24 protein-coding genes and 1 pseudogene are annotated in these 26,646 nt (G+C 36.3%); 6 read left to right on the top strand and 19 right to left on the bottom strand.

All coding sequences use genetic code 11. The annotated features are described in order from the left end of the window. The 4 genes from MKY70_RS05845 to MKY70_RS05830 form a co-directional block, all read right to left on the bottom strand. Complete coding sequence (locus MKY70_RS05845; protein WP_341023648.1) at positions 1-1,533, bottom strand: fatty acid--CoA ligase family protein; 1,533 nt, start codon at positions 1,531-1,533, stop codon at positions 1-3. Between the two features lie 177 nt (positions 1,534-1,710). Beyond that, a complete protein-coding gene (locus MKY70_RS05840) occupies positions 1,711-2,136 on the bottom strand; it encodes a hypothetical protein (protein WP_341023646.1) in 426 nt (141 codons plus the stop codon). A 146-nt stretch (positions 2,137-2,282) separates the two neighbouring features. Beyond that, positions 2,283-3,272, bottom strand: coding sequence for a lipoate--protein ligase (locus tag MKY70_RS05835; protein ID WP_002030357.1), 990 nt, complete (start codon positions 3,270-3,272; stop codon positions 2,283-2,285). A 9-nt stretch (positions 3,273-3,281) separates the two neighbouring features. Further along, complete coding sequence (locus tag MKY70_RS05830) at positions 3,282-4,016, bottom strand: MBL fold metallo-hydrolase (RefSeq protein ID WP_078176969.1); 735 nt, start codon at positions 4,014-4,016, stop codon at positions 3,282-3,284. 203 nt (positions 4,017-4,219) lie between these two features. Between MKY70_RS05830 and yhfH the strand changes: the two genes are divergently transcribed. Beyond that, the gene (yhfH, locus tag MKY70_RS05825) at positions 4,220-4,348 is read left to right on the top strand and encodes a protein YhfH (RefSeq protein ID WP_000567010.1); all 129 of its coding nucleotides are present in this window, start codon (positions 4,220-4,222) and stop codon (positions 4,346-4,348) included. 39 nt (positions 4,349-4,387) lie between these two features. Here yhfH and MKY70_RS05820 read toward each other — a convergent pair whose 3' ends face one another. Both MKY70_RS05820 and MKY70_RS05815 read right to left on the bottom strand, forming a co-directional pair. Further along, a complete protein-coding gene (locus MKY70_RS05820) occupies positions 4,388-5,401 on the bottom strand; it encodes a LacI family DNA-binding transcriptional regulator (protein WP_002087115.1) in 1,014 nt (337 codons plus the stop codon). Positions 5,402-5,625: 224 nt separating this feature from the next. After that, on the bottom strand, positions 5,626-6,135 hold the full coding sequence (locus MKY70_RS05815) for a GNAT family N-acetyltransferase (RefSeq protein ID WP_341023643.1): 510 nt from the start codon (positions 6,133-6,135) through the stop codon (positions 5,626-5,628). Positions 6,136-6,275: 140 nt separating this feature from the next. On the opposite strand from MKY70_RS05815, the gene MKY70_RS05810 reads away from it, so the two are divergent. Beyond that, a complete protein-coding gene (locus MKY70_RS05810) occupies positions 6,276-6,626 on the top strand; it encodes a PH domain-containing protein (RefSeq protein WP_445662075.1) in 351 nt (116 codons plus the stop codon). 175 nt (positions 6,627-6,801) lie between these two features. Here MKY70_RS05810 and MKY70_RS05805 read toward each other — a convergent pair whose 3' ends face one another. The 3 genes and pseudogenes from MKY70_RS05805 to MKY70_RS05795 all read right to left on the bottom strand — a co-directional run bounded on the left by MKY70_RS05805 (position 6,802) and on the right by MKY70_RS05795 (position 8,055). Beyond that, positions 6,802-7,479, bottom strand: a complete 678-nt coding sequence (locus MKY70_RS05805; RefSeq protein WP_341023640.1) for a Yip1 family protein — start codon at positions 7,477-7,479, stop codon at positions 6,802-6,804. 24 nt (positions 7,480-7,503) lie between these two features. After that, the gene (locus MKY70_RS05800; protein ID WP_140152299.1) at positions 7,504-7,806 is read right to left on the bottom strand and encodes a DUF2087 domain-containing protein; all 303 of its coding nucleotides are present in this window, start codon (positions 7,804-7,806) and stop codon (positions 7,504-7,506) included. A 36-nt stretch (positions 7,807-7,842) separates the two neighbouring features. Beyond that, a pseudogene (locus MKY70_RS05795) lies at positions 7,843-8,055 on the bottom strand (hypothetical protein). 185 nt (positions 8,056-8,240) lie between these two features. Between MKY70_RS05795 and MKY70_RS05790 the strand changes: the two are divergent. Then, positions 8,241-8,963: a hypothetical protein gene (locus tag MKY70_RS05790; protein ID WP_341023638.1), complete on the top strand. Its 723-nt coding sequence runs from the start codon at positions 8,241-8,243 to the stop codon at positions 8,961-8,963. A 38-nt stretch (positions 8,964-9,001) separates the two neighbouring features. On the opposite strand, the gene MKY70_RS05785 is transcribed toward MKY70_RS05790, so the two are convergent. Continuing rightward, on the bottom strand, positions 9,002-11,626 hold the full coding sequence (locus tag MKY70_RS05785) for a YhgE/Pip domain-containing protein (protein ID WP_341074477.1): 2,625 nt from the start codon (positions 11,624-11,626) through the stop codon (positions 9,002-9,004). 206 nt (positions 11,627-11,832) lie between these two features. Then, entirely contained in the window at positions 11,833-12,405 is a 573-nt protein-coding gene (locus MKY70_RS05780; protein WP_000963368.1) for a TetR/AcrR family transcriptional regulator, read from the bottom strand. A 326-nt stretch (positions 12,406-12,731) separates the two neighbouring features. On the opposite strand from MKY70_RS05780, the gene MKY70_RS05775 reads away from it, so the two are divergent. After that, positions 12,732-13,586, top strand: a complete 855-nt coding sequence (locus MKY70_RS05775) for a hypothetical protein (RefSeq protein WP_016119777.1) — start codon at positions 12,732-12,734, stop codon at positions 13,584-13,586. A 113-nt stretch (positions 13,587-13,699) separates the two neighbouring features. On the opposite strand, the gene MKY70_RS05770 is transcribed toward MKY70_RS05775, so the two are convergent. Both MKY70_RS05770 and MKY70_RS05765 read right to left on the bottom strand, forming a co-directional pair. Continuing rightward, positions 13,700-13,999 carry a hypothetical protein gene (locus tag MKY70_RS05770; protein ID WP_002140745.1) on the bottom strand — a complete coding sequence of 100 codons (300 nt, stop codon included), beginning with the start codon at positions 13,997-13,999 and terminating at the stop codon, positions 13,700-13,702. 112 nt (positions 14,000-14,111) lie between these two features. After that, on the bottom strand, positions 14,112-16,478 hold the full coding sequence (locus MKY70_RS05765) for a DUF6359 domain-containing protein (RefSeq protein WP_341023634.1): 2,367 nt from the start codon (positions 16,476-16,478) through the stop codon (positions 14,112-14,114). A 241-nt stretch (positions 16,479-16,719) separates the two neighbouring features. Here MKY70_RS05765 and MKY70_RS05760 point away from each other — a divergent pair, with 241 nt between their 5' ends. Beyond that, complete coding sequence (locus MKY70_RS05760) at positions 16,720-18,072, top strand: DUF4026 domain-containing protein (protein ID WP_341023632.1); 1,353 nt, start codon at positions 16,720-16,722, stop codon at positions 18,070-18,072. 56 nt (positions 18,073-18,128) lie between these two features. Here MKY70_RS05760 and hemY read toward each other — a convergent pair whose 3' ends face one another. The 4 genes from hemY to MKY70_RS05740 all read right to left on the bottom strand — a co-directional run bounded on the left by hemY (position 18,129) and on the right by MKY70_RS05740 (position 23,873). Continuing rightward, positions 18,129-19,550 (bottom strand): protoporphyrinogen oxidase, encoded by a 1,422-nt coding sequence (gene hemY, locus MKY70_RS05755; RefSeq protein WP_341023630.1) that lies wholly within the window; start codon positions 19,548-19,550, stop codon positions 18,129-18,131. 19 nt (positions 19,551-19,569) lie between these two features. Further along, positions 19,570-20,505, bottom strand: coding sequence for a ferrochelatase (hemH, locus tag MKY70_RS05750; RefSeq protein WP_002011157.1), 936 nt, complete (start codon positions 20,503-20,505; stop codon positions 19,570-19,572). Between the two features lie 14 nt (positions 20,506-20,519). Beyond that, on the bottom strand, positions 20,520-21,566 hold the full coding sequence (gene hemE, locus MKY70_RS05745; RefSeq protein ID WP_002011155.1) for a uroporphyrinogen decarboxylase: 1,047 nt from the start codon (positions 21,564-21,566) through the stop codon (positions 20,520-20,522). A 189-nt stretch (positions 21,567-21,755) separates the two neighbouring features. Then, the gene (locus MKY70_RS05740; protein WP_341023628.1) at positions 21,756-23,873 is read right to left on the bottom strand and encodes a transglycosylase domain-containing protein; all 2,118 of its coding nucleotides are present in this window, start codon (positions 23,871-23,873) and stop codon (positions 21,756-21,758) included. A gap of 127 nt (positions 23,874-24,000) precedes the next feature. Between MKY70_RS05740 and hmoB the strand changes: the two genes are divergently transcribed. Then, positions 24,001-24,510: a heme-degrading monooxygenase HmoB gene (gene hmoB, locus MKY70_RS05735; protein ID WP_341023627.1), complete on the top strand. Its 510-nt coding sequence runs from the start codon at positions 24,001-24,003 to the stop codon at positions 24,508-24,510. 120 nt (positions 24,511-24,630) lie between these two features. Here the strand turns inward: hmoB and MKY70_RS05730 are convergent, their stop codons facing one another. Both MKY70_RS05730 and MKY70_RS05725 read right to left on the bottom strand, forming a co-directional pair. Continuing rightward, complete coding sequence (locus MKY70_RS05730; RefSeq protein ID WP_088031240.1) at positions 24,631-26,049, bottom strand: PH domain-containing protein; 1,419 nt, start codon at positions 26,047-26,049, stop codon at positions 24,631-24,633. Continuing rightward, positions 26,042-26,518, bottom strand: coding sequence for a PH domain-containing protein (locus MKY70_RS05725; RefSeq protein ID WP_088031239.1), 477 nt, complete (start codon positions 26,516-26,518; stop codon positions 26,042-26,044). Before MKY70_RS05725 ends, MKY70_RS05730 begins: the two co-directional genes overlap by 8 nt. Positions 26,519-26,646 lie beyond the last annotated feature (128 nt).

Here is a 26,646-nt window from a genome sequence, read left to right as displayed (position 1 = left end):
TTATACTTGCAATGCCTTCTCTCTCAAAGCTCTTCGTAACAACTTACCAGTTGTATTCTTCGGCAATTCTGTTAAAAACTCAATGCTCATTGGCACTTTATATTTCGCTAAATGTAACGTGCAGTAATGCATAAGCTCTTCTTCTGTTACGCTCGTTTGTTTCAGAACGACGTAAGCTCGCACTGCTTCTCCTAAGTTTTCATCAGGAACACCGATTACGACAACTTCAGCTACCGAATCATGAGTATATAATACTTCCTCTACTTCACGAGGATATACGTTATAACCGCCAACTAAAACAATATCTTTTTTGCGATCGACGATATAGAAGTAACCTTCTTCATCCATTTTCGCTAAGTCTCCTGTATATAGCCAGCCATCTTTAATTGTCGCCGTAGTATCTTCTGGTGCATTATAGTAACCCTTCATAACGTTAGGTCCGCGAACAATTAATTCCCCAACTGCACCAACAGGTACTTCTTCCCCAAGTTCGTTCACAATTTTATTTTCTACGTGCCAAATATTTGTACCAATCGAACCTGGTTTACGAGGACGATCTAATGGATTAAAACAAGTAACTGGTGATGCTTCTGATAAACCGTATCCTTCTGAAACGATAACGTCAAAACGGTTTTCAAAGTTTTGGAGAAGGGCAACAGGCATTGACGCACCACCTGAAATACAAAGGCGAAGCGTCTTCACATCTTCTGCGCTTGCTTCTTCGAATAAATATAAATAATTGTACATTGTCGGTACACCCGCAAAAATCGTTGGTTCGTACGTGCGACAAATACGGAATACTTCTTTCGGACTAAACTTCGGTAACATTAAAATTGTCGCACCATTAACAATCGGCGCATTTACTGCGACTGTTAAACAGAACACATGGAACATCGGCAGTGCCGCAACGACGCGATCGTCCGCAGTATATTGTAAATACGATGCCACATCGCTAGCATTACTATATAAATTTTTATGTGTTAACATAGCGCCTTTTGGCTTTCCAGTTGTACCTGAAGTGTATAAAATAACAGCTACATCTTCTTCATCTAGTTCAGGACCTTCGTAAGTTACATCTCCAGTTCCTATACAACTAGTAAACGTTTTCATTTTTTCAGTTTCTGTATGAGTAAAATCTGATGAGGTTTCGCATATGATGATATTTTCAAGTGAAGGAAGTCTTGTTGTAAGAGATTGTATAACAGGTAGAAGGACGTCGAGTACGATAATTGTTTTTACATCTCCATTTTGTAATATGTAATGTATTTCGTCTGCTGTATAAATTGGATTAATCGGAATGACAGTTGCTCCGGCTTTCATCGTTCCGTATAAACCTACTAAAAAATGTGGTGAATTGCCTACAGCTAATGCGACATTGTCCCCTTTTCCAATGCCCATTTTTGCTAAATTACTAGAAAACCTAGTGACCACTTTGTTTAATTGGTCATAAGAGACCGACTGATCCATAAATATGTACGCCGGTTTATCCCCCTTCTTTTTTGCCGTTTCAGCCAAAGATTGAACGAGATTCACACAAACCCCACCTTTATAAAATTTAGAATATTTAAAAATTCTAAATTAATTATATTAAAAGAAAATTAAAGTAGCAAGTGATATTCTATTAATCGAATATACATAAACCACTTTCTTCCAGAATACTTTAGTAAGATACGAGAATTATATGTAAAAAAAACAGGTACAAACATATAGTTAAACTGTAGCTAAAATCATTTTAGGATAATATGCACTCATCTTCTCTCTAAGTTTTTCAACTTCCTCTTTATTTAAAGCCGTATACTCTCCATACAAATTGAGAGCGTCCGCTCCATTTTCATGCAAGTAGACTGTAACATATAGTGTCGGTAATCCTTTATTGTCTTCATCTATCGAAAAGACAACATCTGGCGTTTTATTAACGCTACTAAACGTTTCATTTCTTTTCCATTTCTTATTTTGAAACATAGTTTGTATATCATTTATTTTTTGTTTGTTATTTGTATGCGTATAATATATGACATTATCCTTCGCTGGCTTTCCAATAGACAAAGTCGTACGGTTTGAAGAAGTTTCATCGTTACAAGCTGTCATTCCAATAACGAAGCTGATCAATAATATAAAGTGTATTATCCTTTTCATTTCGATCATCCTCCTTTAATTATATATACTTCCTTTATAATAAAAGAATGTCCTGCTAGTAGATGTTTTTACCGACGCTTTTAACGGTAAATGAATTCATAATAAAAAAAGCCATCCCAAAAGATATTTCGGGATGGCTTCTTCTTTTAGAAGAATAAATGCAAGAAATCTTCTGTTGTAATATTACCGAAATAGCGTACGATATCTACGCCTTCTAAAGCTACAGTGAATGCATCTTTATCAAATTGTACACCTGTTAGACGCTCTTCAATGTCATGCACATCTAGTGAGCCGAAGAAGTCACCGTAAATTTTACATTCTGTTACTGTTCCTTTTTTCACTTCAAGACGAACGTCAACTTGTCCAACTGGGAAGCGGTGTGAATGTTGTAAGTTGAACTTCGGAGATTTTCCGTAGTTCCAGTCCCAATTTTGGTAGCGCTCTTCAGAAAGTTTATGGATCTCTTTCCAATCATTTTCTGTTAATTCGTACGTTGGAATTTCTGTTTCCCCTTCGAAAATTGTTTCTAGAAGAAGTTGTCTAAACTCTTCTGTCGTCATTTTTTCGTTTAAGAACTCTGTAATATTCGCAACGCGGCTACGGATTGATTTAATGCCTTTTGATTGAATCTTATCCATTTTCACTTTAAGTGCCGACACAACGTGATCGATTTCAGAGTCAAATAGTAACGTACCGTGACTGAACATACGACCTTTCGTTGAGAACTGCGCGTTACCTGAAATTTTTCTACCTTCAGCTAAAATATCATTACGACCACTTAGTTCTGCATTTACGCCTAATTTACCAAGCGCTTTCGTTACAGGCTCTGTGAACTTTTTGAAGTTGCTGAAACTATCTCCATCATCTTTCGTAATAAAGCTGAAGTTTAAGTTTCCTAAATCATGATATACTGCGCCTCCGCCTGATAGACGACGAACGACATGAATACCTTGTTCTTTTACGTAATCTGCATTAATTTCTTCTACTGTGTTTTGGTTTTTACCAATGATAATGGAAGGTTTGTTAATGTAGAACAGTAAATATGTTTCGTTAATATCTAAATTCTTCACACAATATTCTTCAATTGCTAAGTTTATTCTAGGATCTGTAATCCCTTTATTATCAATAAATAACATCGTATCACCTCATGAATTCCATACGTAGCCACTATGCGCTAGCGTAATATGGCCACTGAAAATTTGTTTTGCTTCTGTTACTAAATCAGATGGGTTGCCTGTATGCGGTAAGTGCGTTAATAAAAGTTCTTTTACATTTGCATCTTTCGCAATACTTGCTACTTCTGTACTATTCATATGCCCTGCTTTTGCAGCCTCTTGATGTGCATACATATTACACTCACAAATGAAAAGATCAGCATCTTTTGTGAATGGAATAAATTCAGGAATATAACTGGAATCTGCGCTATATACTACAGCGTCACTACCAGCTGTAATGCGCATCGCAAAACATGTAACAGGATGAACAGTTTTTAAGAATGAAATCGAAAACGGTCCAATTTGAAGTGTTTCTTCTGGATTGTAGGCGATTCCTTTCGTATGCGGTTCATGCGTTAAAGAACGGAATCCATTCTCGTCAAACGTATGACCGTATATTGGTAATTCCGGTAGTTGTCCCTTCGCCCCGCTCATAATTAATCTCGCATATTGCAATACCCCAATGTCTGCAACATGATCGTGATGATAGTGCGACAGTACAACTGCATCTATATGAGATGGTGTTATATATTTTTGAAGCTGTGCTAGTACACCACTGCCACAGTCTACAAGTAAACGAAAACCATCGTGTTCAAACAAATACCCCGACGTTGCTTCTCCCGCTTCTGGAAAGCCGCCCCAAAAGCCGACAACAGTCATCTTCATATGTATCCATCCTTTCTAAAACCGCGTAGGAATGCCGTTTTTTTCCGTACTTGAGAAAGTTTTTTACTTACATCCTACATTGTTAACTATAATCCATTTCCTAAACTTTTTCATTAATTTTCACTTTTGTTATAAAACAGTTGTTGACTTTTGTCTTTTGTACTAATACAATGATAGTAAGAAATGGAAATGGAGGGATTGACATGATCGATCAACCAATGGAGTTTTTCCGAAATTTACCGACGAAAACTTGTGCTCATTGCGGGAAGGAAATTGATGAGCAGCACGAAGCATACCATAACAAATGTGACGATTGCGTTCACGAAGAATAGTAGTTTGTAAACATAAAAAAACCTAGCAGACATAGTCTACTAGGCTAATAACATCGTATCCTTCATCGTTGAACCTTTCACCAAGAGCTCCAGTTCAAACTCATACAATTCTTTTTGTCGATAATTTTTCGTATGGATTTTATCCATCATTAAGTCGACAACTTTTCGGGCCATCTCGTCGATTGGTTGTTCAATTGTCGTAATACCTGGCTCTGTAATCTGCGCCAAAATTTGATTATCAAAACCGATCACAGCGAGATCTTCTGGAATACTCCAACCATGGCGTTTCGCCTCTGAGATAATTCCAGCTGCAACCTCGTCGCCTCCTGCCAAAATCGCGGTAGGATTTTTTTTGTCCTTTAATACTTCATTGAATATTCGTTTTCCATCATCCCAAGAGAAAGCGTTTTCAAGAAAATCGATCGCTTCCACTTCTCTACTCTTTTCAGTAATAGCGCGTAAAAAGCCCATTTTTCGCTGTTGGCTCACTACTTTCGTTTCGTTGCCACGGCAAAAAATCAGATTACGATATCCTTGTTCTAATACATGATTGGCAGCTATGTATGCACCCTGTGCATGATCGAACTTCACTGTTGGAACATTTGCTTCCTCAATATATTCATTACATAACACGATTGGACCGTGTTGCAAGTATGGCTCCACATTCTCCCATGGATTTTCTAGTGAACATAGAATAATCCCATCTACTTGTTTCGTAGATAATAATTGTAAATACTCCATCTCTTTTTCCGGTAAATATCTTGTTTGACAAATAATCAGTTTATATTTATGTTCAGAAGCAGCAATCTCGATTGCTTCAATAAATCTACTAAAAAAAGGATTTGTAATCCTTGGAACAAGCACCGCAATTGTTTCTGTTTTTTGTTTACGAAGCCTTCTCGCCGCAGAATTAGGAACGAAGCCTAAATGCTTCATTGCTAATTGAACCCTTTTCTTCTTCTCATCTGAAACATATGGATGATTATTGATCACCCTAGAAACCGTTGTCCTTGATAACCCCGCTAATTTCGCCACGTCCTCGATAGTCGACACGAAATTTCCCCCTTTGCATGAAAACGTTTTCTTATCCTGATTATATAGTATATTATTGGAAACTGCAATATAGGTTCTTATGATTTTACTATATTAATATTATACATAGGGAAAAGTCTGTTAATGGCAGGGAATTACACACTACTTTTAGAATTTCACAATATGTATATGAAAAAAGATGTACATACCATAACGCATATACACCTTCTTAATTAATAAGGATTCTATTCAATATAAAAACCCATCAATACGTCGTCTCCATATGATCCATCTTCATATTTAATTTGCTTTCTTTGCCTTCCTTCTTCTACAAAGCCAGTTCGTTTATACACTTTAATTGCCCTATCATTAATAGAAACTACACCTAAGCAAATTTTCTCGAAACCTTTCTGCCCTTTAGCCCAGCTAATAAGAAATTCAATTAGCTTCGTACCAATGCCTTGATTACAATACGCCTCTCTAATCCCCATTCCCATTGTACCTGCATGTCGTAAGCGTTCTAGTTCATATCGTTTGAAAACCAGAAAGCCAACCACCTTACTATCTACCTCGTAAACTATATAAAGGTTGCCTTTTTCACTACTTGTCTGTATCTTTTCTCTTTCTAAATCAATATCATTTGGTACTTTATTTGGAGATACTATAAAAAACTTTGTAGTAGTTTCCGATAATATAATTTCTTTTCTAATAGCCATAATTGATTCCGCATCAACCTCTTTTGCTAATCGTATCACTGAATCACCTCGTACCTTTTTCTTAAAAGACTCATACTGAATCTATCAAACTAAGAACATCTAAAACGCTCAATATGCAACATTACATATTGAGAATCTTTTCACTTTTGATACAATATCCTTACATCTATATAAAAGGAATGTATGCAATGAATCCAATTTTAACAGCTGCAAAACAACTACTACATAAAGAAGAAAAGATTTTATCTACTTTAAAATGTTCACTTACTGACTATGTAAATACGCATAAAGTCCCATATCCAGGCATGCTACTTGCTACTAATAGAAGAATTCTCTTTTTTAGCCAATATAAAAATACATTAATTTCCGAATTTGAGTATGAAAAAATTGTATCTATAGAAACGAAGAGAAGAATTTTTGACAAAAAAATAATATTTTATTATGAAGATGAATATATAACGGTGGGATACATTACAAGTTCAAATATTGAAGAATTCATAGACTTACTACAAAGAAAAATGCAAGACTAGCGCGGGCTACTAATCGGGCATTTACGGGCTGTTGATCTCCCACCTAGCTTCTTTGCTCCAGCCGCATTTTGAGGCGGAAGTTTTGCTGCCCGGCAAATAGCGGGATAAAAGGTGGTTTGTCCATATCCAAACCACCTTTTTCATACAAGCTTATAATTATACTTCCCACCTATCCTTACGCTTTAGATATTTCCTGCATAAACCCAGCCATGCTCGCTAATAAACTAGTGAAAACGAAAAGTACAATAATAAGAGGGATAAGTTTGTCTTTATTTAAATTCGTTATCGTTTTTAAACCTATTCCTAATAAAACGTAATACCAAATGTTAAATATATCTATTCTTTGAGCGATTGTATGCAAGATCATATTATCTGTCGCTATTGCACCTAAACCTGTATAAGATATCTCATACCCACTTAGAGAAAATGCAATTAATCCGTTTAAAATCATCCCTATCCTTAATACAAACGAAGCATAAATGATTATCGGGAATGTTTCTTTATAGTTAATATCAACTCCAAAGAAAATCATAATGTTCTTATAGAATATAGGTGCAAAAAGTATAGCTACGATTCCACTGACTGCTGAAAATCCAAATGTAGTAAAGAAAGTTATGTATTTCGGAACAGTAAATCCCGTTTTATCATGAAACATACTGAGTGCAGGATTATTTAAAGAATTCCAAGACATTAAGGCACTTGAAATTATAATAAGCACAATTAAAAAGGCTAGTGGAAAGAATATATTTCTTTGATTTTTCATCCTTTTGAATTGTAATGTTGGCGAAGTGAATATCCCAAAAATCGATGGTTTTCCAGAAATCTCTTCATGCATAAGACTACTAGCTTGCAAGAAAATCCCCCTTCCTCATTACATTTATAACTCTTCCCACTTCCTCCATACTTCTCTCTCATTTATACGGTACACATTATCCTCCCGATCCATAAATCCGTGCACAATAAACTCTCTTCTAATCGTACAAAAATCATCATGATATTGTTTTATGAATGCATTAATTTCTTTTTCTGTATATTGATTTTCAGCGTTTAACTTGCTAATTAAATGCTCTAACAATACTAGTTTTTTCTTCTTTTGACCTGGAATCGATTTTAAACGGTCCTCTTTATCAAAAAAGTTATGAATGGTCGTATCCCTGAATTTCATTTCACTTTCGGTCATTTTGTTGTCCTCCATCGGTTTTTATATAATAAAACTTTATTGTTTGTCCTTACCATTTTTCTTCATGCTTTCACTTACAACATCCATAAGGTAATACCCGCTAATTAGCACATAGTAAACTAAAAGTATTCCTAGTGCATCTTTCATATTTATATATTTTTCTTTATGAAACAAGATAGGTGAAAGGGCTTAAACAAGAAAGATGATTAGCGGATTTAAGATAAAATAATAAGTAAGATTTCCTTTCATCGTATCAACTCCTCTATTCTATGTTTCTCTGCAAATTGTTGTAATTCCTTTTCACTTTTACTCCTCTCATCCACACTTTTTTAATTTATTTATCACCCTTATATTTGCAACTTATTATTCAAATTAACAATTACATATGGTAAATTATGTTATAATTCATTTATACATACTTTGGAGGGTACATAGTGAAAAAAGCTATTATATTATTAAGCATCCTATATCTTATTTTAACTGTACATACAGGAGCTGTTCTTTTAGGAAAAGAAGATTATAGAGGTGCTATCAATACATTAAAAGAAACGAAGGAAGTCTCTTCATTTCAATCTGCAAAAGACGGTGTGATTTTATTAAAAGGAACATTAACTACTACACAACCTATTACAGAGGAAAAACTTCAAAATAAAGAATTTGCACTTCTTGAAATTAATACATATAAACGACGAAAGGCAAATTGGAAAAACATTGATACCGAGCAGCATATTGCAAAGCAGCTCTTACTAAACAATGAGGCTCTTCCTACATTAAAAGAAATCCGCTTCTCAATGGAACCAATTACACTGTCAGGAAAAGATATTTCCGCCGAAGACTACACACTAAAAAAAGATGATACTCAATTAACAATTAAAGGTAAAGGATACCGATACACAGGAATAGAAAACAAATCAGACACTCTTATTTTTGGTATAAAAAACGGAGATACACTTGAAGGTTATAGTGGCTCTGAAATTCTAATAGGGAAAACAAAAGAGGACATTTCCAGCAACATGAAACTATATACTTTTGCTGAAAGATATGGTCCATTTGTTTGGATTGTAGCAACAATTATTCTTATAAGTATTGTTATATACTTGTTCCGTAAAAATAGAAAAACAAATGAACTTTCTCAACCAATAAAACAAGACCAATAAAAAAGGCACCATTTCGGTGCCTTTTTTATTGGTCTTGTTTAAGCTTCAACCGATTGATTCTCAGCAATATTTTTAAACTGTCGCTTATGCATCCAAGTTAATGAAGCAATTGTTCCAAGTGATAATAAAACGATAAAGATCATGAGTATCCCAATATTTTGCCACATGAAGTTAAAGTCTCCGCTTGATACGACTGCTTTCAATCCTGATACAGAATATGTCATCGGTAACCAAGCATTAAATGGTTGTAAATACTTCGGAATCAACTCTAGCGGGAATGTTCCAGCACTTGTTGTAAGCTGAATAATTAATGTGATGATGGCGATGAAACGCCCTGCATCACCGAATGCTGTTACTAAACATTGAATTAATGAAATAAACGCTAAGCTCGTAACAATACTAAAGAGTATAAAGTATGGAATACTTTGTACTTCTACACCTAACCAGAACAGTAATATGACATCTGCTACTATTGCTTGAATAATACCGACTGATAGTAAAACACCAAACTTACTAATAAACCAGCTGAATCCTGATTTCGGAACGCCGACTGTATCGCGTAATGGGTATACGATAGATAATAGTAATGCCCCAACGAATAAACCGAGTGATAAGAAATACGGTGTGAATCCTGTTCCGTAGTTTGGAACTTCCGCCATTTTCTCCGTCTTCACTTTTACAGGGCTTGCAAACATATCATACGTTTTATCCGTTCCTTTTACTTCTCCTGTTTTTTCTGCACCTTCACCAAGTTTCTCAGCCAGTGTACCTGATCCATCATTTACCTTTACGAGCCCATCTGTCACTTTTCCAGAGCCGTCTGCTAGTTTATTTACTCCGTCGATTAGCTGGGTTGAGCCAGTTGACAATGTACTTAATCCTGTTGTTACTTGGCCAGAGCCATTTGCTAATTGCGTTATTCCGCCTGACATTTGGCCCGCTCCTGCAGATAATGTACCTAAGCCTCCTGTTACTTGGTTTGACCCGTCTGCTAATTGATTTACTCCTACAGATAATGTACCTAAACCGCCTGTTACTTGGTTTGAGCCATCTGCTAATTGATTTACTCCTACAGATAATTGACCTAATCCTGCTGTCAATTTTCCAGATCCGCTTTGTAATTGCGTTACTCCATCAATTAATTGAACTGATCCATCTTTTAATTTATCGGCACCTATTTTTGCATTATCTAATCCCTCACCAAATCCATGAAATTTACTAACAAATTCATTTTGTGCATTCGTTAGTTTCTCAATACCACCTGCTAGCGTTTTCACTCCTTCTGAATTTGGTAATTTGTTTTGCAGTCCATTTGTTGTTTGATGTATTTCGCCTTTTAATTGTTTTACTTCTTCATTTAATTTATTCGTTCCACCTGCTACTCCGACAGCTTTTTGCTGAACTGTCGCTGTACTTTTTACAGCACTTGTTATGAATGGTTGTAATTGCTCTTGATATTCTTTCGGTAAACTTTCAATTTGCTTTTGTAAATTCGTTACCTCTTGCGCTGCATTTTTTGCATCTCCTGCTGTTGATTGCGTAAGTTCATTTAACCGATTTACATTCGCCCCAGCTCCATCTATTTTCTCATCTACTGTATTCAATATAGAAGGAACTTTCGACTGCATTTCCTCTAAGCCTGCAGCAGAATTTTGTACGTTACTATTTAAATCTTGCAATCCCTTTTGAATCGCTTGAGAACCTTTCTCTAATTGACTTTGCCCTTCAACAAGTTTCCCCATACCATTTGATAGGTCAGTTGTTCCTGTTTGTAATCCACCGGATTTACTTACTAGTTTGTTCAAGCCACCGGTCACTTTCTCAGATCCATCACGCAATTCACCCGTTTTGCTATTTAACGTATTTAAACCGTTCGTTACTTTTCCGGATCCATCTACTAATTTTCCGATACCTATTTGCATCTCACCTGTTTTACTATTTAACGTATTTAAACCTGCTGTTACTTTCCCAGATCCATCAAATAGTTTCCCTACACCTGTCTGTATCTCCCCAGACTTCCCTTGAAGTGTATGAAGGCCATCCGTCACTTTACTTGAACCATCATGCAACTCACTTGATCCATCGTGTAGTTTATTTGCTCCTTCCGCTCCATCTGCTAATCCTTTTGAGACGTCTTTAATGGAATCAAACATTTTCTCTGCATATGTTTTCGTTAACGTGCTTGATACTTCACCTTTAATTTTTTCAATTGCTGTTCCGCCAATTTGTGAAGATAAGAAGTTTAAACTTTCATTTGGAATGTATTCTAAGTTTAATGGTTTCGGATCGTCTTTTAATAACGTTGTAGCGTTACTTGAGAAGTCATCTGGAATACGTACTAACATGTAATACTTTCTGCCTTCCATTCCCTCTTTCGCTTCTTTTTCACTTACAAATTCCCATTTAAAACTTTTATTATCTTTTAAGTTATCAACGAGCCCTTTCCCGACCTCAATTGGTTTCCCATCAAGTTCTGCACCTTTATCTAAATTGACTACCGCAACTGGCAAGTCATCTAGCTGTTCATACGGATCCCAAAAGGCCCATAAAAACATACCCGCATATAAAATCGGTACAAATAAAACCGCAATGATTGGGATTAATATTTTTTTACTTTTTATGATCTCTGCAAATTCTTTACTAAGCAACTTATGCCATTTCATAATTTATCCCCCTTTTTAAAAATGACCAAAATTCATTTATGGTCATTTTTACCCAAATAAAAAGGCTATATCTGTTCATACATATGCCTTATCCCCGAATTTATACTATGCACATTTTCATCTACATGATTATATTTAACCATCCTCCTTATACGATTGACCAATTTGTTCAATTAGTCATTTTTTATAATATTAAAAGGATTATCTTAATTTGACAATCCTTTTAGTAAATAAAGTTCGAATAATTCCGATATTTTTTCTTTTTCTAACGGTTCATGATTTTTTTCCCAATCAAAAATAAGTGATACGTATAGGCGAAGCATAATAAACGCTGTAATTTCTGGATCACATTTGCTAATTTCACCCTTTTCAATCGCAATTTCTAAATACGATTGAATGACAGAAACGATTTCCACATCTACTTGTTGCATCACTTCTTGTACTTCTTTCGTTCCCATATCGCGCTCTTCTTGAATTAATTTAATCATGAGCTGATGTTCTTTTCTAAATTCTAATATGCTATATAATGCTCTATGTACATTTTCAAAAAATGAAATATCTGAACGAATTGCATTTTCTGCAACTTGCTTCATTTCTGTAATTAAATTAGAAATAATTTCACCAAATAGCTCTTCTTTATTTTTGAAAAAAGTATAAATTGTTCCTTTTCCTACATTCGCTAACTTCGCTACTTGATCCATCGTTGTTGCTTTATAACCGAACGCTGAAAAAGACTTTGTTGCAGCTTCAATAATAGAACGTTTTCGATCTATCGCCACATCGTCACCTCCAAAAATGACCAATTGGATAATATAGTCAATCAGTACATCTTTGATATTACCACACGCTTACATTCTAGACAAGTTCTCTTTTTTATTATTTCCAGTATTAAAAAATTCCAGTCAAGTTATATAATACTGTCATAGTGTATCAGAAGAAAAGAGAAAAAGAAAAGGTGTTCTTAAGATATATGATTAAACCTTACTTAACGACAACGAAATTCCCTTTTTTCAAATAATCAAATAAAAAAACAAGAAAATCTTTACATTTAATAGTAATATAGAAAATAGACAAGTTTATCAAAATAGTGGAGGCTTTTTCAGTCATGATGCGTGCGCTTCGTTTAAATATAAAGCAAGCTTTTTGTAGTCGTATTTCTTTAATTATTATGTTTAGTGGATTCGTTCTTATTTGTATTTATCACTATTACTATGTAATTCGTTATTTAGGAGACGCAGCGAGTGGACCTATTTCAACAGATTTAAAATGGATTGGATTTCGCGACAATGAAATGGATGTTTATTTATTATTAATGCCAGTTATTGCGAGTTTCCCCTTTAGTACAAGTTACAATTCGGATAAGTCAGATGGTTTTAAACCGTTTGTGAGTAAGGGAATTTCTATATTTCCTTATTCAGTAACGAAATATATCGTTACGTTTTTTTGCGGAGGATTTCTTTATACGCTTCCATTCATCTTATCGTTATTATTTTGCAAATTAACCATTCCAGACGGAACACCTACGATTGGTTCAGGCATCATAAATGCTGATGGAATGTTCGCAAACCTATATTTCGATGCGCCTCTCACTTACATTACTGTATATATCGGAATTAATTTTTTATTTGCAGGTTTAATGGCTCTTTTAGGACTTGCTGCATCTGTATGGTCACAAAAGGACTATATGGCAATTCTCTTTCCATTTGCAGTTGCCTCCATTCCTTACGTCCTGCTAAATACAATATTTCCTTCAATAGGCGGAGCACCTATTCATTTATATGATCCGAAACAACCATTGCAAGGCATGTCACCGTACATTTTAACGATGCAATGTGCTTTCTTCCTTCTCGTTAGCTTATTTATGTATATACAAGGAGTAAAGCGGGATAGAAAAAAATATAGAAGAAGACTGCAAAAAAGAGATCGGTGTAGAAAAGCGTTTCAAGCAATTTCGGACTAAATAATTGAACGAATAAGAGCGTAATTCCCTAAGTTAGCTTAGAGAATTACGCTCTTATTATCATTTACATTTATCAATCTTATATTTTCAATACTCATATAATCCTCTCCCCTTTACGGCGTACCAGCCAATCCCCATAAAATAACAACAGTCGCAAAATAAATTGCTTTAATACCTACAACTGAACATAATAAAATAATTGCATATTTACTTAATTCTCTTCTTGCACCGATTAAAGTAAAAATAACCGCCAAACTAAACGTTATATAGGAAGTTGCGGTATTTATTAAGTAATACATACTATCTAGATTCTGTGTAAGCCCTGTTATATCGGCTACAAACTGAAGCATGACGATCATGCTAAAAAAAATTGCAAGCTGATTCATTAATTTCCCGTTTATTCGGGCTACCATATGTCTACACCTCCCTGTATTAAAGAATGAATATTCAATCTATTTTATCGTGAGAATTCCTAATAATGTAAAAGAACGCTTAGTATATTTCTAAGCGTTCTTTCTCGACTATTTAAGAAGCCTTCTTCAAATCAATTTGAACAAGTACTGGATCGTGGTCACTTACACGTCCATGTTCTTTCATAATGTTTGAGTTTAAGTGTACAGGGTCTACAATTGTGTGCGGTGCGATGTTGTTTGTTACTAAAATATGATCTAGCACTTGTGCGTTACCTTCATGAATGTACGTGTAGCGGTTCTCTTTCGGCACTGTGTTTAACATATCTTTTAATATCGTTCCCTCTAGTGCTTCTAAAGGTTTAGAGAATTCAAAGTCATTCATATCACCTAATACAACAACTGGTGCATTTGTATTCTTTTCTTGAATACCTTGTACGAAATGATTCACTTCTTGTGCTAATTGAACTCGTTTTTCTTCACTCTTTAATACGAGCGGCTGCACTTTTCCAAATGGCGTTGCATCTCCTAGTTTTGAGTTTAAGTGATTTGAAATGACAACAACGTTTTGTCCTTGGAATGTAAATTCTGCCGCTAACGGTTTACGTGTACTTTCAAATAAAGGATTTTCGTCTCCAATACGAACTACATTTTTATCTAGTAACTTCGGTACTGTCGCTAATTTCACACGAGATGGGTTATAGAAGAAACCGACGCGAATATTCGCTCCAGGTGCCCCGCCGTCTTGATTGTTGTTCGGCGCAATTTCTACATACTCATACTTCGGTCCACGAATTTCTAATACAGCATCAATGATACGTTTTGCGCTTAAAGATGCATCAGTCGTACCGTCATTGATTGCTCCATTATTATCTTGCATCTCTTGTACACCGATAATATCAGGCATTTTTAAATTATATTTAATAGAATAAGCTAACGCTTTCACTTTTTCATCTGTTGTTTCTTTTTTGTTCGCTGAGAAGTTTTCAATGTTATATGTAGCAACTGTTAACTTATCAAGACGCGGCTGAATATTTGCCCCTACTTGCTTAAATCCGCCGTCCACTACAGATGGTAATTCCGTTACTGGCGAAATGCGGAACGAACCGTAGTCATATCCTACTACGCCTGTTATATCTCCAGTGAACGTATCGCCTACTTTCGCGACATAATCACGAGGTACTTTTACAGAAAGGCGCTCTGGATTTAATTGCTCTTTATCTAATAAAGGTGTACCATACTTCGTTACTACTTTATCTCCGCCATTTTTTACTGTTACATATAAATTACCGTTTTTCTGCGGAGCGATAATTTTTGGTGTTGGCATCGTAACGCGCATACCTTCTACACTTTCATAAAAGTCGATTGCATCTTCATTTGGATCAAATAGACCGAATGCATCATTATCAATAATTTGATCAGGGATTTTTACACCGTTTTCTCCTAATACAATCGGCGCTGGTAAAGGTTGCTCTTTTGCGATTACAGCAATGCGACTCGCCTTAATTTCCGTCGTCGTTAAGTCTGTTTCAAATCGCTCTGCATATCCAGGTCCAACATATTCTTCTACTTCTCCATCAACTTGGACAAGATCTCCTACTGCTACATTCGCATCTTTTTTGTATACGTAAATACCTTCAGAAGTAGCTGGATCATTATCCGGCTGATTATCTTCTACATAAAAACCATTTTTATCAAGTGCTGTGACAACGCCTTCCACATTGTTTAATTTCTTCCCATTGTAAGGAGAAATATGTGATTTCCCTTGAATATCATGAATACGAACTGGTTCATTTGTTACGATTATAAATGAAAATGTCGAAACTGCTGAAGAAGTAAGCCCTTCTTTTTCAGCGATTGCTTTCACTACACTATTTTCATTCACTACAATTTGTCCGTTATAACGAACACTTTTATTTGTAGGATTAGAGCCATCTAACGTATAGTAGATTGTTGCTCCTTCTGTATTCGTTGTTAATGTTACTGCTGTTCCTTTTGCAACTTCCCCACCATTTGGTGATGCCACTACATCGCTAACGCGGTTTTGTTCTTCTCCTTGAAACTTATGAGCTGTTACTGATTTTAAACCTGGGCTACCGAAATATAACTCAAGCGTCCCTGTCAACCTAACTTTCTTCCCGATATTTTCAGGATGATCTTTCACGTTTACAGCCGTCCTCACATCACCTTTTGGTAATTGAACAGGCATGATCTTGTCTGGATTTGTTTCGTTTGGCGAATCGGCAATTGCCACGTTTGTGTCGTCAAACTTAGCCGGATCTTTCGTGTATTTAGAAGGACTTTGCGTATACCCAACGATATATCCTTCCACTATCCCCTTCGTTTTCCCTTGCTGCTTAAATACTTGAATTGCTTTTTCTACTGACATAGAAGTAGTTTCTTCCGCCTGCGCTAAAGTTCCAGTAAATGAAAGCAATAACATTAATGATAAAAAGACACTTAACAATTTCTTCACAGCCATCTCCCTCTCCCTATTTCATATTTTCTCAACATTTCTATCATATCAAATGATTCGTTATATAGAACTATATTTCGACAAGTTTTACACAAAATTTATTTAATTTACAAGTTTTCAAACTATAATACAAAATAATAATTTTACACCTTCTACGAATGCGCTCTATAATGTTAGAGAGAGAAAACAGAAAATATAGAAATTTAATTGGCATGTAAAATAGATTCATTTGAATAGGAGTGATTGGATGGAAGTGCAAATAGAAACATACCGCGCAGCTATGAATGGAACATTAGAACGTCATTTTTCAGATATGATTGCTGTTATACCAACTAAAATTACAATTGAACAGTTAAAACAGCGGCTAGAAACTATCTCTACTAAAGTTGATGAGTTGAAAATTGTTTATAGTGATGAGATAAGCCTTATTGTCGAGTTACATATGGATGAAAAAATCATACCGTATGAACTGCATATTGATGAGGCGAATGACCCAGAAGAATATAAAATGTACAATAGACAAGATTCTACAATCGTAGATCGTAATTTTGAAGATGCTGCTTATGGCACTGAAATTTTCACTCGTACGCTATTTGTAGGCGATGTGCTGGGCTGCTTTTTCCAGCAGTTACAGTTTCTATGGAACCTCGCCCCAGACTTGTTATTTGTAATCGATTCAAGTGCCGCAATGAAAGTGATATCTAGAAGCTATATTGAATATCACGTTGAAAATGAATTATTACCTGACATTCCTGACTTGTATGTTATTCATTCCGTTTATGAAGACGATAAAGAAGGTGAGCCTACGCAATATTGGTTTCATACACACGGCCTTTTAAGAGCAGGCGTAACAGAAATAGAATTAATTATTCCAAATCGTATTTCTTCCTATTACGGCATTGGTGATCTCTTTCAAACATTTGCTAATAATGCCGTTGAGAATGGACAAGTCCCTATGAATGAGCCTATCGTTATCGCGCATAGTCAGCAAGGTTCTATACATACAGTAGCTGTTCCATGGGAAAAAGGATTATCTTATATTGGGCATAAAACGAGTATGGATCAATTATCTTCAATCGAGGATGAAGAAGTGAAACTACAACCAATAGATGCACAAAACGTATTTCTTGGCGGGATGGATGACCGAGATGAATACCATCAATCTCCATCCGTTCTCTTATTCAAGTTTAATACTTCAGAAGAATATATTGAAAGTTTTTTCAAAGAACACGATGAAGCTACAGGGCTCATGTTCTATAAAACAAATAGTGAAACTGATCGTATGGCTTACAATGCGAAGAATACTTTCGGGTATTTCAGCAACATTTTTCACATTGAACAATCAAATGAAGATTTTCGTTTCCTCGCTAAGTTTGGTGTCTCCTACGAAGAAGGAAAAAGTGAACATATGTGGTTTGAAATGCAAAACATTACCGAAGATTTCATTCAAGGAATACTCATTAATGAACCATATTTTATAGAAGATATGAGTGAAGGAAATAGTTATCATTTAGATTTTGATAACTTAACAGAGTGGGTTATTTATGCAGGAGATGCCGTTATAAAGCCAAATAACTTATATATGTTTATTGGCGAATAAGTATTTTATATAACAAACGAAACGCCTTCAATATGATTGAAGGCGTTTCTTATATTTTATTGTGCGACTAATTCAGTCTCCATTACTTTCTCTAAATGAGTTAGCACACACTTTGCAGCTCTCTCACCTTGTTCAATACAGTCCGGAAGACCAGCACCAGCATAGGAGCTACCTGCCAAATACACACCTGGCAACTCACTTTCCATAAATGTTGTGAGCTTCTTCATTCGCTCTTTATGGCCTACTGTATATTGAGGCATCGCTTCTTTCCAGCGGCTTACAATTGTAAACTCTGGATCCTCTGTAATATCCATTGTCTTTTGTAAGTCTTCGAGTACGAGCTGCACAATTTCTTCGTCAGTTTGTTCGACAATCGCTTCATCACCTGGGCGTCCGACGTAACAGCGAAGAAGCGTTTTTCCTTCTGGCGTTGTATGTGGCCATTTTTTGTGTGTCCACGTACACGCTGTAATTGTATAATCACTATTTCTTGATACGACAAATCCGGTACCATCAATATCACGCTGAATTGCAGACTTTGGGAAAGCAAGTGCCACGTTTGCAACTGATGTAGACGGAATGTTACGGAAGAAACGAAACTGCTTATACTGCGCAAACATAGATGGCAATACTTTATGCGGCGTCGCAACTACAATCGCGTCTGCTTCCATTTCTTTTCCGTTACTAAGCGTAATCGTATAACTATCACCAAGTTTTGCAACCTTTTCGATACGAGCTCCCTTCATTACCATATCATTAGGAATCTTCGTTTCAAGAGATTCTACTATAGATTCTAAACCGGTTTTCACAGTTTTAAATATTCCTTTTTTCAATTCAGCCTTCTCTTGCTTTGGAGCGAGCGTACGCATACCGAGTGAAATACTACGGTGCTCCTGTTCAATTTGATAAATTTGAGGGAATGTTGACATTAAACTCATTTCATCAATATCCCCTGCATAAATACCAGATAATAATGGCTCAATTAAATTTTCAACGACTTCATTTCCAAGACGATGCCTGAAAAACTGCCCGAGTGATTGATCAGAAACTGGTTTTGATCTAGGCATTAATAAGTCAAAACCAGCTCTTAGTTTACCAATTGGGGAGAACAATCCGGAAAATAGAAACGGCGTAATTTGCGTTGGAATTCCCATCATTGAACCGCTCGGCATTTTATGTAACCGATTGTTTACGAGAACGAACGATTGACCGGCCTTATTATTTACAAGTTCATCGCCAAGTCCTAATTCTTTCACTAATTTAGCTGCACTCTCTTTTCTTGCTAAGAAAGAATCAGGACCGCGTTCAATTGTAAATCCATCTTTTTGAACGGTTTGAATTTTCCCGCCAAGTTTACCAGACGCTTCTATAAGCAATGCATCTATCGGCAAGTTTTTTTCACGAATTTCTTTTTGTAAGTTATACATTGTTGTTAATCCTGTGATGCCACCGCCGATGATCACAACTTTTTTCCTCAAGTAAGCTCCCCCTTTCTACTTACATTATAGATTCTTTTTTCTTTAATACTACATCTGCTAAACAGTCGATAAATGCGTCCGACGCATTAGGCATTTCGGGACGATAATATTTCGCGCCAATTTCATCCGTTACAACTTTACACTCAAAGTCATTGTCATATAAAACTTCTAAATGTTCCGCAACAAATCCAACTGGTGCATATACGAATGAACTGTAGCCGTATTTTTCATTTAGTTCTCTCGTTAAATCTTGTACATCTGGACCAATCCAAGGGTCTGGTGTATTTCCGGCACTTTGCCAACCTACTGCATAGTTTGCTACTTCAGCACCACGTGCAATATAGTCAGCTGTTTCGTTTAATTGATCCGGGTATGGATCGCCGAGTGCGATAATTTTTTCTGGTAAGCTATGTGCAGATACGATTAACACTGCTTTTTCACGTTCTGCTTCTGACATACCGTTATATATACCTTTCACTGCATCGACCCAATACTGAATAAATTTTGGTTCTTTATACCAGCTATCGATGCCGTGAATTGTTAAGTTTCCAAGTTTTCCTGCTTCTTCTTGCGCTCGTCCTACATACGACTTCACGCTAAAAGTAGAATAGTGAGGGGCAAGAACGAGTGCAATTGCATCTTCTATTCCATCTTTATGCATAGCTTGTACTGCATCTTCAATGAACGGTTCAATATGTTTTAAACCAAGATACATGTGGTACTCTACTTCATCTTGTATTTCATTTAAACGTGTCTCTAACTTTTTAGCTTGCTCTAATGTAATAGTAGCTAAAGGAGAAATACCACCAATTGCACGGTAACGCTCTGTTAAATCTTCTAGCATTTCAGGACTTGGCTTTCTTCCTCTGCGAATATGTGTATAGTAACGTTCAATATCTTCTTCTTTATATGGCGTTCCGTATGCCATTACAAGCAAACCAATTTTCTTTTTCATACAGACAATCTCCTTTACTTCGCTAACTGTTCTTTAGAGTACTCATGAATAAATGTAGTTAAGCGTTTTAATGTATCTGGATTTACTTCTGGGAATACGCCGTGACCTAAGTTAAAGATATAACCTGGCTGCTTCATCCCTTGATCTAAAATACCTTTTACATGTTCTTCAATAACAGGCCAAGGTGCTAATAAGAATGAAGGATCCATATTTCCTTGTACCGCCTTGTGAACACCACGTGCGCGTGCTTCTTCAATCGGTAAGCGCCAATCTAAACCTACTACATCAAGCGGTAAGTCGTGCCATTCATTCACTAAATGTGCAGCACCTACGCCGTGCATAATCATTGGAACACCCATCGGGCGAACTTCTGCAAAAATACGCTCCATCGCTGGTTTAATAAATATACGGTAATCCGCTACATTTACTGCTCCAACCCAAGAATCGAAAATTTGAACCGCTTTTACTCCTGCGTTAATTTGCGCTTTTAAATATGTAATAACCATATCTGCAAGCTTATCCATTAAAGCGAACCAAGCTTTCGGCTCTGCATACATAAACGCTTTCGTATTATGATAGTTACGAGAAGGACCGCCTTCAATCATATAGCTCGCTAACGTAAATGGAGCTCCTGAAAAACCGATTAACGGTACATCTAACATTTCTGTCGTTAATAAACGAATTGTATCTAGTATGTAAGGTACGTCATCTTCTGGATTGATTTCCCCTAATTTTTCTACGTCTTGTAAAGAACGGATTGGACTATCGATAACTGGACCAATGCCAGATTTAATTTCCACATCAACACCAATTGCAGGTAGTGGTGACATAATATCTTTATAAAGAATTGCTGCGTCTACGTTATATTGATCAACTGGCAACTTTGTAACGTAAGCGCACAACTCTGGATTATGTGTAATTTCAAATAAAGAATATTTCTCTTTTATCTTTCTATATTCCGGCTGTGAACGACCTGCTTGACGCATATACCATGCTGGTACATACTCTGTACGTTCCCCCCTACATGCTTTTAAAAATGTCTCATTTATAGTTCTTACCAAGACCCTAGCTCCCTTCCTTACCAATGCTTTTTCTTTAAATATGCTCTATTCCGATATTTATCTTTTTTTACTATACAGCTTGTAAAAACAAAATGCATAACATTATGTACGTTGTTCATTAAATTGACACAAACGTTCGTAAAAACGTTTGCTATTTTCACAACATTCTTATTATAGCACAGAGAAAAACTACGGTTTAGCTACTTTTGACTTTTCTCCTTCACGGTTCGTTTGTGTGTTATATGGCACAACGTAAAAACTTGGTTTTGAGAATATATTAATAAACTTCTCCTCATATTTCCCTGTTCCTTTTGCCGTTCCAACGTGAGTATGAATTCCTTTTTCAACTTTATAAATCCGATACATAATTCGCTCATCAGGAAGCGGCGTCCAGCTTAGTTTCATTGCAAATAAACCGAAAGGACTAAATGCTAGTTTTGCTTCCACGTTTTGAATCTTATCTAAACGAATTGGCAGTCCAATTGTTTCAACACCTTTTGGCCTATGAAAACTCGCTTTATCTTGTATATTTGCTTTCGTTAAAATCTTTTTAAATAACATCGTTGCAGATGCATTTCCATCTTGTAATTGATGCTCCTTATCAGTCCGGTCATAGCCAATCCAAACTGCACCTACTAAATTCGGTGTATATCCAACGAACCACATATCACGCGCACCATTTTCATCATTCGGCAGTGAAGTTGTGCCTGTTTTTCCAGCTAAAGCTCCATTATATACGCCAGCTTTCGCCGTACCTTCTTTCACAACTCCTTCAAGCATCTTTGTCATATACCATGCCGTTTGCTTCGAAAAGACTTTCGTTTCAGCTTTTGATGATTCTCCAATGACTGCTCCGTGTCTATTTAATACTTTATCAATAACGTGCGGTTCGATAATATTTCCGTTTGCTAAAAAAGATCGGTACATTTTGACAAGATCAAATGGAGACACACCATTTTTTAGCCCGCCAAGTGCGGTGCTTAAACCTGATTCTGCAATATGAACATTCCCTTTCTCTAAATATTGCTTTCCCTCATCTACCCCTAATTCATTTAATAAAGATACAGCTGGCACATTTGCTGATTCTAATACCGCATCGTACATCGTCATCTCTTTCGTATACTCATGATTATAATTTCGAGGTTCATAACCTTCAAACGAACTTTTTTCATTCGTTAATAAAGAATATGGATTATATTTCTTCGTCTCAAGTGCAGGTCCATATACGATAAGCGGCTTTAAAACAGAACCAGGCTGCCGCTTTGCAAAAACGCGATTAAGCCCTCTCGGAACATACTCTCTTCCGCCAATCGCGGCTTTAATTCCGCCAGTCTGATTATCCATTAATAAAAATGCACCTTGCGCCCCGTTTTCTTTACCAGGGAAATTTCTCGCATCTTGAAACTGGTTATATGCTACCTTTTGAACTTTTTCATCCATCGGTACGACAAACGTATATCCTCCGCGCAGTACTTCTTGATGCGATAAACCATATAAACGTGCCGCTTCATCTATAACCATATCGATATACGGCATATATGCGAGTTCACGTTCATCTGAATTTTTATAAAGAGCTATTGTTTTCCCTTGGTAACGAACACTATCTTCCGCTGTTAAATAGCCTTGTTTATGCATAAGTGACAAAACAAGATCACGGCGCCCTTTACTCTTTTCTAGGGATAAGTACGGTGAATAGCCATTTGGCGCTTTCGGAAGCCCTGCAAGCATAGCTCCCTCTTCCACTGTTAAATCTTCTACATTTTTATTAAAATACAACTTTGCTGCCGCTTGAATACCATATGCCCCATGACCGAAATAAATATGGTTCATATACATTTCAAGAATTTGCTGCTTCGTATATTTTTGCTCTAATTGAAGAGAAATTGCGACCTCTTTCAATTTACGCGTAAATGTTTTTTCGCGAGTTAAAAAGACATTTTTAGCTAGTTGCTGCGTAATCGTACTACCGCCTTCTACCTTCTCTCCAGCTAACGCGTCTTTATAAAGCGCCCGAAATATAGAGGGGTAATCAATTCCTTGATGCTCATAAAAACGAGAATCTTCCACAGCAATAAATGCTTGCTGCACGTACTTTGGAATTTCTTCAATCGGCACGAGCTCTCTATTTTCTACATATAACTTCGTAATTTCTTTTCCTTTCTGGTCAACGATACGTGATGAAGAGTGGAAAACAAGCTGCTTTTCATCCATCATATAGCCACCAGTTAACACAATAAGTTTATAGAGTACAATCGCTACTACGAACGTTGCTACCCCGCCTAATAAAGTCCACTTTGCTTTCTTCATACATCGGCCTTCTTTCCAAATGATGGTACATTTATTATTTGAAAAAGAAGTATCTTTATGTATATAATCTTCGAAGTTTTTTAAGAGAATTGATATAATAGAGACAAACCATAAAGGGGGCATTAAAATGAAGGCTATTATTTCATACGAAACACCTCTAGAACAAGCACATTTCACTGCAAAAAATAACGAAAAAGATATGTTTTATAAAGAAAATACTGAAGAATCTGTGGAATCCACACTTCAGTATGACGTATTAGACGCTGTTGGAGAATTTAAAGGACAACCTGGCTACATCGTTTGTAACAACATTTCTGTAACAGACGAAGGTCGCCCTGTATTTGAAAACCGTTTTAAAAACCGTGCTGGTCTAATCGAAAATGAGCCTGGCTTCCAAGCAATCCGTGTTCTTCGCCCATTAAGTAATGATACATATGTCATCTTAACGATGTGGGAAACTGAGCAAAACTTTAAAGACTGGACAGAATCACGTTCATTCGAAAATGCTCACAAAAAACGTCCTGCACAAGCAGAAGGACATGCACAGGCACAGGCTCAGGCGCATCCACATGCAGAACAGCAAAAAAGTATTTTCTCTCGCCCATCGTTCGTGACTACTTTTGATGTGTTAGTTTAATTTTCGGAGTTCGGAGTCGGCGGTATGTGAAATTATATCGGCGATTTTTTGAATATATCGGCGCAACTCGAAATATATCGACTTATCGACAAATGACGACACACAAAAAAGGAAACACCATTACACACCGGTGTTTCCTTTTTCTTTATACCAATTATATATGCGAAGTGCGTCTTGTTTACGCATATGCTTCACTTTATACCTCTGCCCCGCTACTGATACGGCAGCTGTACATAACTCGTCTTTCTTTTGAAAATACGATTGATTGTATCCTACCGCTTGAACATGCCTTCTTCGCATGATCCCCGTATATTTCGCAAGGCCTCGGTATACCATGACTAATTGATTGTCTCGTATCATATAACCACCACTTTTATATCTAGCGTATGCAAGTATTGTAAATACAATAAATAGCGGTATAAGAACGAACAACGCAGTATGTTGTTTAAAATATATACTCGCACCAGCGATTGGCACAGCGAGCACAGCACTTGTAATCCAGCCCATTACGACGTAACGACGTAATGCAGCCTTCGGTAAATGAACGATTTCCTCTTCTATTTCATATGGCAACTGTAAATAGGCAAGTAGCTGCTGTACATCTTTTTTCTTCATAAAAGGATGTAACATCACTTCATTCCCTGCCGCTTCTATACTTTGAATGACTTCCACTTCGACAGAGCAATAACCGAAAGGCTGGCGGAGAATTCCTTCTTTCACAGTAATTGCTTGAATGCGGTGGAGCTTTAAGACAAACTCTTTCTTATCAAATAACCCTTGCACAATACGAATTTCATTTCCGTTTCGCTCTATTTTAAAGTTCGCATATTTTAGCGCATAACCAGCTGTCGAAACGACCCACGAAACCGCCATTAAAATCGCGGCCATAACGATTAATTCATATACACCGTTATCCATCACATACGCTTCCACTTTATTTATGAGCCATTCTGGAAGAAATTGATTAAACTCTGTGTAAATAAGAAGTAATCCAGAAAACACTAATCCGAATCTACCAGACGTAATGGAAGCTACTAAAATCTCTTTCATCGTTAACTGATAAATCGTCTTACTTTCTTCTGCCATGGGTACTTCTTCACTCGCAGCGCTTCTTTTTTTATTTAATAAGGCAATCAGTTCCTTCGCTTCATCTTCTTTAATACCAGCTAACATCACTTCCGGCTCACTACCGCCGCCCGCTACTTCTATATTTAATTTCGTAAGCCCAAGCATTTGATAAATGACATTAGAAGATGTACTAATGTTTTGCACACGGTCTTTATTTAAATAACTTTCCTTCTTCACAAAAACACCGTGTTTAATATGTACAATATTATTTTCAACCCAGTACACTTTGAAATACCATTTTATAGCTGAGAAAATTGCCATAATGAATAAAACAAACAGAAGGAAAAGATAAAATAAATACCAAGGCTTCACTTGTTCTTCAGGTTTAAACATAACAAGAATAATAAGTGGTAACAAACTCGCAATTCGAATACCTAACAAAATCGTGATCGGATGTTGCCTCTTATACACCCTCATCACTCACTTTCGCAAGCTCTCCAATTTGTCTTTTCAGCTGCTCTGCTTCTTCTTTCGTTAAGCCTGGAATACTATGAGAAGTTGCCGCTGTTGAAATATGTAATTCTGCTAAATTATACTTTCTCATAATCGGTCCTTGCTCAATCGTTACGTGCTGCACGCGGATCATCGGAATAAGTACGCGTTTTACAACGAACATTCCCTTTTGAATCTCAATCTCTTCTTCATTTAATCTGTAACTATAATAACGTTGACGTAAATTTGGAAATACAAAATAGTCGAGTGGTATGTATATAACTGCTCCTGTCACTAACAATCCAAACAACCAGCCCCACCAATTAAAATTAATCATAAAAAAGAAATACGCTATTACGACTGCTAGTATAACTGCCGCCCCAATTAAAGCATGAATTCTCCACACTTTTAGCATATTAGAATGAATCTCCTTTTCTAACGGCTGCATCTCATCACTCCAATTATATGAATTTATTAATTATATATTAGTTGTTATATACAGTTTTGTAAAATTATAGTTTCTTACATTGTGTCGAGCATTTCTTTAAAATTCCCTTCATTAATCGAATACACATA

Source organism: Bacillus sp. FSL R9-9492 (assembly GCF_038007365.1).
GTDB lineage: Bacteria > Bacillota > Bacilli > Bacillales > Bacillaceae_G > Bacillus_A > Bacillus_A mycoides.
The sequence above is the reverse complement of the archived record's forward strand: the minus strand, read 5'-3'. Positions and strand labels throughout refer to the sequence as shown.